General features: G+C 70.2%; 9 protein-coding genes. All 9 read left to right on the forward strand.

The features are described from left to right. The first annotated feature begins 88 nt into the window (after positions 1–88). The 9 genes from FM051_RS33095 (at position 89) to FM051_RS33135 (ending at position 11938) form a co-directional block, all read left to right on the forward strand. Complete coding sequence (locus tag FM051_RS33095) at positions 89–1306, forward strand: alginate lyase family protein (RefSeq protein WP_158850307.1); 1218 nt, start codon at positions 89–91, stop codon at positions 1304–1306. 176 nt (positions 1307–1482) lie between these two features. Then, the gene (locus tag FM051_RS33100; RefSeq protein ID WP_238412823.1) at positions 1483–2394 is read left to right on the forward strand and encodes a DUF3048 domain-containing protein; all 912 of its coding nucleotides are present in this window, start codon (positions 1483–1485) and stop codon (positions 2392–2394) included. A gap of 64 nt (positions 2395–2458) precedes the next feature. Then, positions 2459–3019: a class I SAM-dependent methyltransferase gene (locus FM051_RS33105; RefSeq protein WP_202919141.1), complete on the forward strand. Its 561-nt coding sequence runs from the start codon at positions 2459–2461 to the stop codon at positions 3017–3019. Positions 3020–3061: 42 nt separating this feature from the next. Beyond that, a complete protein-coding gene (locus FM051_RS33110) occupies positions 3062–4114 on the forward strand; it encodes a LacI family DNA-binding transcriptional regulator (protein WP_158850309.1) in 1053 nt (350 codons plus the stop codon). A 218-nt stretch (positions 4115–4332) separates the two neighbouring features. Next, positions 4333–6501 carry a carbohydrate-binding protein gene (locus tag FM051_RS33115; RefSeq protein WP_158850311.1) on the forward strand — a complete coding sequence of 723 codons (2169 nt, stop codon included), beginning with the start codon at positions 4333–4335 and terminating at the stop codon, positions 6499–6501. Positions 6502–6562: 61 nt separating this feature from the next. Then, positions 6563–8692: a glycoside hydrolase family 36 protein gene (locus tag FM051_RS33120; RefSeq protein WP_202919142.1), complete on the forward strand. Its 2130-nt coding sequence runs from the start codon at positions 6563–6565 to the stop codon at positions 8690–8692. Continuing rightward, positions 8689–9996 carry an ABC transporter substrate-binding protein gene (locus tag FM051_RS33125; protein ID WP_158850313.1) on the forward strand — a complete coding sequence of 436 codons (1308 nt, stop codon included), beginning with the start codon at positions 8689–8691 and terminating at the stop codon, positions 9994–9996. Before FM051_RS33120 ends, FM051_RS33125 begins: the two co-directional genes overlap by 4 nt. Before the next feature lie 113 nt (positions 9997–10109). Further along, positions 10110–11066, forward strand: a complete 957-nt coding sequence (locus tag FM051_RS33130) for a carbohydrate ABC transporter permease (RefSeq protein WP_202919143.1) — start codon at positions 10110–10112, stop codon at positions 11064–11066. Beyond that, on the forward strand, positions 11063–11938 hold the full coding sequence (locus FM051_RS33135) for a carbohydrate ABC transporter permease (RefSeq protein ID WP_158850315.1): 876 nt from the start codon (positions 11063–11065) through the stop codon (positions 11936–11938). The genes FM051_RS33130 and FM051_RS33135 overlap by 4 nt, the downstream gene beginning before the upstream one ends. Positions 11939–11957 lie beyond the last annotated feature (19 nt).

Consider the following 11957-nt stretch of genomic DNA (forward strand, 5'->3'; position numbering starts at 1 on the left):
GCACGGATTCCGGTATCGTTTTCTATCTATGCAACGGTGGGCTCCGCCGCCCCTGCCGGCCGTCGTGACCAGTGCACAAAGGAGTGCCATGACCGACGACTCGTCCACGAACACGCCCTCGAACGCCCCCAGCCGCCGCAACGTCCTCAAGGCGGCGCTCGCCGTCGGGGTCGGGGCCGCGGTCCTGCCCCACACCGGTGGCACCGCGTACGCCGCCACCCATCCCGGCCTGCTGCACACGCAGGCCGATTTCGACCGGATGAAGGCGCGGGTCAGCGCCGGTACCAACCCGTGGAAGGCGGGCTGGGACAAGCTCGTCGCGAACCGCCACTCGGCCAGTTCCTGGGTCGCGAACCCGCAGGAGACGATCATCCGGGGCGGTGACGGCCAGAACTACGGCATCCTCTACAACGACATCCACGCCGCCTACCAGAACGCCCTGCGCTGGAAGATCAGCGGCGACGCGGCGCACGGCGACGCGGCGCGCAACATCCTCAACGCCTGGTCGGGCAGGTTGAAGACGGTCACCGGCAACGCCGACCGGTTCCTGGCCGCAGGCATCTACGGCTACCAGTTCGCCAACGCGGCCGAGATCATGCGCGGCTACAGCGGGTTCGACCTCAACCGGTTCAAGACCATGATGCTGAACGTCTTCTACCCGCTGAACAACGACTTCCTGCGCAACCACAACGGGGCCTGCATCACCAACTACTGGGCGAACTGGGACCTGTGCACGATCAACTCGGTGCTGGCCATCGGCGTGCTCTGCGACGACCAGGCCAAGATCGACCAGGCCGTCAACTACTTCAAGACCGGCGCCGGCAACGGTTCGATCATGAAGGCGATCCCGTTCCTGCACTCCGGCGGCCTGGCCCAGTTCCAGGAGAGCGGCCGGGACCAGGGGCACACCATGATGGGCATCGGCCTGCTCGGCAGCTTCTGCGAGATGGCCTGGAACCAGGGCATCGACCTGTACGGCTACAGCAACAACCGGGTCCTCCAGGCGGCCGAGTACGTGGCCCGGTACAACCTGGGCAACACCGTGCCGTTCACCACCTACCGGTGGGGCACCGGCACCAACTGCGCCCAGCGGGAGCACACCGTGATCTCGGAGGCGGGCCGGGGCGACAACCGGCCGATCTGGGCGCTGATCCGCAACCACTACGTCAAGCGCCGGGGCTTGGCCGCGCCCAACACCACCGCGTACATGGACCGGGTCTACCCGGAGGGCGGCGGCGGCGACTACGGCCCGAACAGCGGCGGCTTCGACCACCTCGGCTTCGGCACGTTGACCCACGTCCGCTGACCGTGATCCTCCGAGGGTGAACCAGACCGGTCCGGTCGCCGATCCGGCGATCGGACCGGTTCTTCTTCCTTTTCCCTGGTGCGCAGGCGATTTCGGAGGATGATTGGAGTCGCGGATCGCCATCCGCTTCGGGCGGGCGGTCCGCGGTGGGGCTGGGTCCGTGCGAGGTGAGTCCGGTGGGTGCTCGGTGGTTCTCCGCGGTGTGTGCGGTCTTGCTGGTCGTGGCGGTGTCCGCGTGCGGCGCCGAACCGGTCGCGGAAACGGCCCCCGGCGCGTCGGGGGCGGCTCAGCCGGCGGCGCTCGTCGTCAAGGTCGACAACGCGGCGGCGGCCCGTCCGCACACCGGGATCGGGTCCGCCGACGTGGTGTACGTCGAGCCCGTCGAGGGAGGCCTCACCAGGCTGGCGGCCGTGTACTGGAACGCGTTGCCCGAGGTGGTGGGTCCCGTGCGCAGCGCGCGGGAGACCGACGTGGAACTGCTGGCCCAGTACGGCACGCCCGTGCTCGCCTTCTCCGGCTCCGCGCCGGAGCTGGTCCCGCTGCTCGACGAGGCCCGGCTGACGAAGGCGTCACCGCAGGACGTGGGCGACGCCTACGTGCGCGACGAGAGCAAGCGCGCGCCGCACAACCTCTACGTCCACCCGCCGCGGCTGCCGAAGCCCGAGACCGGTGCGGGCGCGACCGTGTTGCAGTACGGGCCCGCGCCGCCCGGTGGCCGCCCTGCCACCAACTGGTCCGTGACCTTCCAAAGGGCGGCGTTCGACCTCTCGTGGTCGGCGGGCTGGGCGATCTCGCTCGACGGCACTCCGCTGGTGTCGACGGATTCCGGACCCGTGCAGGCGGCGAGCGTGGTCGTGCAGCGGGTGCCCACGCGGACCGGTCGGTTCGTGGAGGACGCCTCGGGCACCGTGTCGCCGGTGGTCGTCACGATCGGGTCGGGCGCGGCCGTGGTCCTGCGGGACGGTGTCGCGTTCGACGCGACCTGGTCACGCCCCACCGCCGCCGACCCGACCCGGTTCACCACGGCGGACGGCACGGAGCTGCCACTGGCGCCCGGTCGGGCGTGGGTCTTCCTGGTCCCGGCCTGACGCCCGCGCGGGTGCGGGCCGCCGTCGATCCACAACGGACACGGGCGAATGGGACACTGACCCGGTGACGGGCATCCAGTGGGACGGCGACGGGTACCAGCGCCGGTTCGACGATCTCGCGGCAACGGGCGCCGACGTCCACGGCGAGGCGACGTTCGTCCGGGCCTACCGGCCGGCGAGCGTGCTGGACGCGGGCTGCGGGACCGGGCGGGTCGGGATCGAGCTGGCCAGGCACGGGATCGAAGTGGTCGGCGCCGACGTCGACCCGTCCATGTTGGCGACCGCGCGCAAACGGGCACCGCACATCACCTGGGTGGAGTCGGACCTCGCCGACCTCGACCTCGGCCGGGTGTTCGACGTCGTGGTGATGGCCGGCAACGTCCCGCTCTTCACCCCGCCCGGCACGCAGCGTGCCCTGGTCGCCGGCGTCGCCGGGCACGTCGGCCGGCTGCTGGTCGCGGGGTTCAGCCTCGACCGGGGGTACACCGTCGCCGACTACGACGCGCACGCCGCCGCGGCCGGGCTGACGTTGGTCGAGCGGTTCGCCACCTGGGACCGCGAGCCGTTCGCCGGCGGCGACTACGCGGTCTCCGTCCACAGCGCCGGGACGCCCTCCGGTAGCTGAAGCGGTTTTGACGTCACCGTCGCCACCGATCACGATGACGGGGTGACAGGACGTTCATCCGGCATTCCCGCTCGGAGGCGTGGGCGCGAGGCCGCGCCCAGCATCCGCGATGTCGCGGCGGCCGCGGGCGTCTCGTACCAGACCGTGTCACGGGTGCTGAACGACTCGCCCAACGTCAACCCCGACACCCGCCGGCAGGTCCTCGACGTCATCGAGCGGTTGGGGTACCGGCCCAACCGGGCGGCTCGGGCGCTCGGCTCCGGGCGTTCGAGCGCGGTGACCGTGGTGATCGCGAACACCACGCTGTACGGCTACGCCTCGACGCTCCAGGGCGTCGAGGAGGCCGCGCGCCTGAAGGGGCTCGCGGTCGGGGTCCGGGTGGTGGAATCGGACCGTCCCGTCGACGTCCGGCACGCGGTGGAGTACGTGAGCGATCCGAACGCCGGCGGGATCGTCGTGATCGCCTTCGACGCGGCCGGGGCCGGGGTCCTGCGGGCGCTCCCGGCGGACGTGCCCGCCGTGGCCGCTACCGAGGCGGGCGGACTGACCGGCACCCCGAGGTCCATGATCTACCTGGACGAACGGCAGGCCGCCGCCGACGCCACGAAATACCTGCTGTCCCTGGGGCACCGCACGGTGCACCACGTCGCCATACCGTCGGAGACCGGCACGAGTGCCCGTCAGGCGGGGTGGCGCGACACGCTCGAACGGGCGGGAGCACCGGTGCCGGCGGTCGTGCCGGCGGGGTGGGACGTGCGGTCGGCCTACCTGGCCGGACGGGGGCTCGCGGCCGACCCGGACGTGACGGCGATCCTGTGCGGCAACGACGACACCGCCATGGCGGTCCGCCGGGCCCTGCACGAGGCGGGCCGGGACGTCCCGGGCGACGTCAGCATCGTCGGGTTCGACGACGTCCCCGGCGCGGCCTACTGGACGCCCGCGCTCACGACCGTGCGGATGGACTTCGTGGCCCTCGGCCGCGCGTGCCTGGCGGCGATCGTGGCCGAGGTGACCGGTGTGCCCCAGCCCGCGGTGGAGCTCGCGCCGCCGTCCCTCGTGGTCAGGGAGTCGACCGCGCCTCCCCGGCAGGCCTGAACAGCGGCCCGTGATCGGGTTCCCGCCGAATTCTTCGTAACAACACGGTAACGCGGTCTTCTCATCAGGTCGTGTGACCGGTCACACTCTCGCGTGTCCATGTGACCGGTCACATGGCTTTGATCAGCACGAACGTGCTCGCCGCAGATGCCTTACGGATCCGCCGCCGCAGCTCCTGTGCCAGTAGCCCGACCCTCGACGAGGAGGTAACGACGGTGATGAGATCGACGAAGGCGAGAGTCGCCTGGTGTGCGGTGGTGGCCGCGGTGGCGGCGGGAGTGACGTCCGGTTCGGCCGGTGCGGCTCCATCGCAGTTCGTGGTCGACCTGGCGGCGAACACCGGCGCCCTGCGCTACGGCGCCACCGGGTTCCTGTACGGGCTCGGTGACGAGGGCATCCCGAACGAGACCATGCTGGCCGCGCTCAACCCGCAGGTCACCGCCCAGAAGGCGCCGGACGGCCTGCAACACCCCAACGGGGACGCGCTCAAGATCGCGCCGATGTTCAAGCGCGCCGGCGGCCGCGAGATCCAGATCTACATGCAGGACATCTACAAGAACTGGCCGTACGAGAACCTGGGCATCGCCGACTACCTGTCCAAGGTGGACACGATGGTCCGCAAGGTCGTCGCCGATCCCAACCGGACGTCCTACGTGTACGTGCCGTTCAACGAACCCGACGGCATCTGGTACCAGAACGACCTGAGGGGCCGATTCCTGGCCGACTGGAAGACCGTCTACCAGCGGATCCGCTCCATCGACCCCGGCGCGCGGATCGCCGGGCCGGGCTTCTCCAGCTACCGGTCGGCCGACCTGCGCGCGTTCATGACCTACGCCCGGGACAACGGCGTGCTGCCCGACGTGGTCGCCTGGCACGAGCTGGGCAACGACTTCTTCACCGACTGGGACAACCACTTCAACGACTACCGGGGCATCGAGACGAGCCTGGGCGTCAGCGCCCGGCCGATCTCGATCAACGAGTACGGGCGGTTCTCGGGCGATCTCGGCGTGCCCGGCAACCTCGTCCAGTTCGTCTCCAAGTTCGAGGCCTCCAAGGTCGACGGCTGCCTGGCGTACTGGACCACCGCGGGCGGGCTCAACGACCTGGTTACCCGCAACAACCAGGCGACCGGCGCCTGGTGGCTGTACAAGTGGTACGGCGAGTTGACCGGCAACACCGTGGCCGTCACGCCGCCCTCGTCCACCGGTTCGCTGCAGGGCGTCGCCGCGCTGGACTCGGCGAAGAAGCAGGCCCGGCTGGTCTTCGGCGGCAACAACCCCGCCTCCGGCACCTACGACACCGACGTCATCGTCCGCGGCCTGGCCTCGGCGTCCTACCTCGGCAGCCGGGTGCACGCGTCGGTGTGGGGCGTGGACAGCTCCGGGCTCAACCCGTCGGCCGGGCCGTACCTGGTGCGGGAGGGCGACTACACCGTCAGCGGCGGGCAGCTCACCATCCCGCTGACCGGCCTCAAGGGGACGTCGGCCTACCACGTGGTCATCACGCCGGACAAGGACCTGTCGACGGTGGGCTCCGCGTCCCGGTACGAAGCCGAGTACGCCCGCCTCGCCGGGAGCGCGAGGGTCACGTACGGCACCAACACCGGCTACTCCGGCACCTACTTCACCGAGGGCTACGGGGCCAGCGCCAACGCGAGCACGCGGTTCGTGGTGACCGCGCCGACCGACGGCTACTACAACCTCGGTCTGCGGTACTCCGCCGGCCCGTACAGCGGCGCGCCCGCCAACCGCTCGATCCGGCTCAAGCTCAACGGGGCCGACCTGACCGACGTGGCGCTGCCGGGCACGGCCGACTGGAACACCTGGAACACCGCCACCACCAAGGTGTTCCTGACCGCCGGCATCAACCGCGTCGACGTCAACGCCTACGCCACCGACGACCGCGACGCGATCAACGTCGACTACCTCGACGTCACGGCCGCCACCGGAACGGTGACCGCCTACCAGGCCGAAGCCGGCGGGAACACGCTGGGCGGCACGGCCGTGGTGGTCAGCGACAGCGCGGCCTCCGGCGGCAGGTACGTCGGCTGGATCGGCGCGGGAGCCGCGAACACGCTGCGGTTCAACAACGTCACCGCGCCCGCCGCCGGCCGCTACCGGATGGTGGTCACCTACGCCAACGGCGAGTTGGGCGAGGGCGCCGACAACTACAACTCCAACATCGTCGACCGCTACTCCGACATCAGCGTGAACGGCGGCACGGCCAAGCGGTCCTACTTCCGCAACACGTTGGGGTGGTCGAACTACCGGACCACCGTGGTCGACGTCGACCTGGCGGCCGGCGCCAACGCGATCACCTTCGCCAACGGCTCCAGCGGCTACGTGCCGAACATCGACCTCATCCAGATCGCCGCGCCCACCGGCTAGCGGCGACGGGCTCGTCGCCGCACGGCAGGTACCGCGTCAGAACGCACGACAGGAGCAATTGGTGATCTCGTTGGAGTCCGCCACGAGCGTGGTCTGGGGCCACTCGGCGTTGGAACTCGTCGTGGACGTGTCCCCGGACGGCCCGGTCGGTGTGCGGACGCTGTCCGCCGGCGGCCCGCGGCCCGACGACTCGCGGGCGGCACAGCCGCTGGTGGAGTTGTTGGTCGCCGGTGAAGGCCGGGCCCGCGTCTCGCACCGGTTCTCGGAGACCGCCCTCGGCCGCCGCATGGTCTACGCCGGTTCGGCGCGCACGAGCGACCGCAAGTGGAGCGAGTTGCACGTCGACGTGCGCGACGAGCGGACCGGGCTGGTCGCGCGGACGTCGTTCCGGTCGGTCGACGGGGTCGGCGCCTGCCAGATCCGCACCAAGGTGACCAACCACGGCGCCGCGCCGGTGCTCCTGCAGGGCGTGACCTCGTTCGCCGCCGGGTTCCCCGGTGTGCGGGTCGAGGACATCGACCTGGTGCGTGCCGACAGCGAGTGGCTGGGCGAGGGCCGGTGGCTCCGCCACCCGCTGCGCGACGACGCCGTCCCGGATCTCAACCTCAGGTTGCACGGGCAGGACGGCCGCGGCCGGTTCGCGGCCGTCAGCACCGGCACCTGGTCCACCGGGACGCACCTGCCGACCGGCGGGATCGTCGACCGCCGGAGCGGCCAGACGTGGCTGTGGCAGGTCGAGCACAACGGGGCCTGGCGGTGGGAGGTCGGCGAGCGGCTGGACGGCGCGTACCTCGCGCTGCTCGGACCGACCGACATCGACCACCAGTGGCAGCACCGCCTGCTGCCGGGCGAGTCCTTCACCACCGTCCCCGTGTCGGTGGCCGTCTCCGAGGCCGGTCTGGACGGCGCGATCGCCGCCCTGACCGCGCACCGGCGCGAACTCGTCCGCCCGCACCGCGACCGGTCCGGCCTGCCGGTGGTGTTCAACGACTACATGAACACCCTGATGGGTGACCCGACCACGGCGAAGCTGCTGCCGCTGATCGACTCGGCCGCCGCGGTCGGCGCGGAGGTGTTCTGCGTCGACGCGGGCTGGTACGACAACGGCACCAGCTGGTGGGACAGCGTCGGCGAGTGGCAGCCGTCCCAGACCCGGTTCCCCGACGGGATCGAGGAGGTGATCGCCCGCATCCGCGACCACGGCATGGTGCCCGGCCTGTGGCTGGAGCCGGAGGTCATCGGGGTGCGCAGCCCGATGGCCGACAAGCTCCCGGACGCCGCGTTCCTCCAGCGGGGCGGCGTCCGGCTGGTCGAGCACGACCGGTACCACCTGGACCTGCGCCACCCGAGCGCGATCGCGCACCTGGACGAGGTGGTCGACCGGCTGGTCGGGGACCTGGGCGTCGGGTACTTCAAGCTCGACTACAACATCGACGCCGGCGCGGGCACCGACCTGGCCGCCGACAGCGCCGGATCGGGCCTGCTGGCCCACAACCGGGCACACCTGGAGTGGCTGGACCGGGTCCTGGACCGGTACCCCGACCTGATCCTGGAGAACTGCGCGTCGGGCGCCATGCGGATGGACTACGCCCTGCTGTCCCGGATGCAGCTGCAGTCCACCAGCGACCAGCAGGACTTCCTGCTCTACCCGCCGATCGCGGTGTCGGCCCCGATGTCGCTCCTGCCGGAGCAGTCGGCGAGCTGGGCCTACCCGCAGCCCGACATGCCGGACGAGCACTTCGCCTACAGCGTGTGCACGGGGATGCTCGGCCGGCTCTACCTGTCCGGGCGGCTGGACCTCATGAACGCCGACCAGCTGCGGTCCGTGCGCACGGCGGTGCGGGTGTTCCAGGACATCCGCACCGACCTGGCGAACGCGGTGCCGGTGTGGCCGCTGGGCCTGCCCGGCTGGAGCGACCCGTGGCTCAGCCTCGCCCTCAGATCCGGTGACGTCACCCACTTGGCCGCGTGGCGGCGCGGAGGCGACAGTGCCGGTGTGACGTTGTCCCTACCGCACCTGCGGGGTCGGCACATCGACATCGACGTGCTCTACCCGCGTGAACTGCCGCCGTGGACCACCGACTGGGACACGGACGCCGGATCACTGACCTTGACGCCCACCCACCACGACACCGCGTCCGCGCGGCTCTTCCGGATCGTCACCCGACCCACAGAAGGATCAGCAGGATGAACAAATGGATCAGCGTCGCCACCGCCGCGGCGCTCATGGTGGGCCTCGCGGCGTGCAGCGACCCGGGTGCCGACGCACCTACCGGCGAGGCGGTCACCTGGGCCGACCCCACCGCGAAGCTCGACGGCGTCAAGCTGACCGTCTGGGCGGCGCAGAACACCAACACCGTGCCGGAGAAGGTGGTGGCGGCGTTCGAGCAGGCCACCGGCGCCTCCGTCGACGTGGTGACGATCCCGGACCCCTACGAGCAGGGCATCCAGACCAAGGTGGCCACCGGCGACAAGCCGGACCTCGCCTTCTGGCAGCCCACCTCGTCCATGCTCACGGCCATCAACGCCAAGACCAACCTCCAGCCGCTCGACGGCGCGCCCTGGCTGTCCAAGCTGTCCCCGGAGCTGCGCGACATCACCGGCATCCTGGACGGCACGCGGTACGCCGCCCTGATCACCAGCCCTGCCGTCGAGGGCGTCTACTACAACAAGGAGGTCTTCGCCGCCAACGGGATCACCGAGGCGCCGAAGAACTTCGACGAGATGGTCACCGCGGCCCGCTCGCTCAAGGCCAAGGGCGTCACCCCGTTCTTCGAGATGGCCGCCGACCGGTGGGCGACCCAGTGGTGGGTGCAGGTCCAGCTCGCCGACGCCGCCAAGAACGGCCTCTGGGACAAGATCAACACCAAGCAGGAGACCTTCAGCAGCCCCGTCGTGCTCGACGCGATCAAGAAGTACAAGTCGCTGATCGACGAAGGGCTGTTCAACGCCGACATCAAGACGGCGAAGTTCGAGGACCAGGGCGCCGCGCTGCTCGCCGGTGAGGCCGCCATGGTGGTTCAGGTCAACTCGTTCTTCGGCCAGCTGCAGGCCAAGGCCGACACCGCGACCCTCGACCAGAAGATCGGGTTCTTCCCGGTCGGGCCGTCCGGTCCGGTCGGCACGTTCATCCCGGACCAGTCCAACGCCCTGGTGGCCTTCCGGACCGGTGACGCCAAGCGCGAGGCCGCGGCCAGGCAGCTGCTGTCGTACTGGATGGGCCCCGGCTACCAGGAGTTCGTCACCGACCGCAACACCATCTCGCTCCAGCCGGCGGTCGCCAACCCGCCCGGCGTGCCCAAGGCCCTGCTCGACGTGCACGCCACCCTGCCCACGGCGGTCGGCTCCATGCAGGTCGGCGCGGTCGCCAACCCGGACCTGTACATCAACCTCGCGGACATGATCGCCGGGACGATGACGCCGGAAGAGGTGGCCAAGGCCACCCAGGACCAATTCGCCCAGCTGGCCAAGGCCGCCGGGGCACCGGGGTTCTGAGCCCGTAACGACCAGTGCGCGTCGGGTGCGGCGGTGTTCGCACCCAACCAGGCCACACACCCGACAGGCCACGCACCCGACGCGCACGGCCCGCCGAAGGAGCCACACGACAGATGCCCATCGCAGAGAAAGCGCCCGTTCTGGAGCGGATAACGCCGCCGCCGACACCACGGGCGAACACCAAGCGCTCCGTCGCGAGCACCATCAACCGACGGACGCATCCGATGTGGTTCCTGGCGCCCGCGTTCGCCATCCTGCTCGTCTTCTTCTTCCTGCCCACGCTGTTCAACTTCATCTACGCGTTCACCGACTGGTCCGGGTTCAAGAGCTCGATCAACCCGACCGGGCTGGACAACTTCACCCAACTGGCCTCGGACGGCACCCTGTTCCGGGCGATCCGGATCACCCTCGTCTACGCGGTCCTGGTGGCCCTCTTCCAGAACCTCTTCGGGTTCGCCCTCGCCGTCCTGCTGGAACGCGACAACCGGGTCAACCGCATCGCCCGGATCTTCTTCCTCATCCCCGTGCTGATGTCCGCGCTCGCCGTCGGCTACATCTTCCAGGCGCTGCTCAAGCCCGAGGGCAGCCTCAACGGGCTGATCGGCGTGGTCCTCGGCCGCACGTTCGACTACGCCTGGCTCGGCGACACCACCTGGACGATCGTCGTCGTCGCCCTGATCCACTCGTGGAAGTGGATGGGCCTGTCGATGCTCATCTACCTGGCGGGCCTCAAGACGATCCCCGAGGACATCCTGGAAGCCGCGCGCATCGACGGCGCGTCGCGCTGGCGCACGTTCTGGGGCATCAAGTCCCCGCTGCTCGCTCCGGCGGTCACGTTCAACGTCGCCACCGCCCTGCTCGGCTCGATGAACGGGTTCGACATCGTCCAGGCCACCACGGGCGGCGGACCGGCCCGCACCACCGAGATCCTCAACATCTTCATCTACCGCACCTTCGGGCAGGGCCTGTTCGCCCAGGCCACCGCGATGAGCCTGGTGTTGTTCCTGCTCGTCGCCCTGCTGGCCTTCCCCGTGATCCGTACGCTGCGCAAGCGCGAGGAGATCCTGTGACCGCCGCCGCCCCGCGCAACGCCCGCCGGCCGCACGCCACCGGCGCGAGCGACGCCCGCATCTGGACCAGGCTGCAACCCTTCGTCGCCACCGCGCTCGTCCTCGGCCTCATCGGGATCCCGCTCTGGCTGGTCGTGGCGACCGCCGGCAAGTCCCAGGGCGAGGCGCTCAACCCCGACCTGTCCCTGCCGGACAACTGGCAGCTGTTCGAGAACCTGCGCCAGGTCTGGGTCGACGGCGAGGTGCCGGCCGCCTTCCTCGGCAGCCTGCTGGTGGTCGTGCCCACGGTCGCCGGCGTGCTCACGTTCGGGTCCATGGCCGCCTGGATCCTGGCCCGCCGCGCGACCCGGCTCAACGCCGTGCTGTACGCCCTGGGCATCAGCGGCATCGTGCTGCCCCCGGCCGTCGTCACGGTGGTGCTGCTGCTGCGCCAACTCGGCCTCGCCGGCAGCGCCGTGGGCATGATCGGCGTCTACATGGGCATCTACATGTCCACGGTCATCTTCTTCGTCACCGGTTTCGTCCGGACGATCCCGACGTCACTGGAAGAGGCCGCCCAGATCGACGGCGCCGGGCCGTTCACGGTGTTCCGGCGGGTCGTCCTGCCGATGCTGCGGCCGGTGCTCGCCACCGCCACCATCCTCATCTGCCTCTACGTGTGGAACGACGTGTTCTACGCGTTCTTCGTCATCGGCGGTCGGATCGACACCCTGCCGCTGAACCTGTTCCGCGTGGCCAGCGCGGGTCTCTACCTCAACAACTGGCACCTGATCTTCGCCTACGTGGTGCTGATGAGCCTGCCACTCGTCATCGTCCTGGCCGTCGCCCAGCGCAAGATCATCTCGGGCATCACCAGCGGCGCAGTCAAGTAGTCGAACTCCTGTTCAGGTA

The organism is Saccharothrix deserti (genome assembly GCF_009769385.1).
Taxonomy (GTDB): Bacteria; Actinomycetota; Actinomycetes; order Mycobacteriales; family Pseudonocardiaceae; genus Actinosynnema; species Actinosynnema deserti.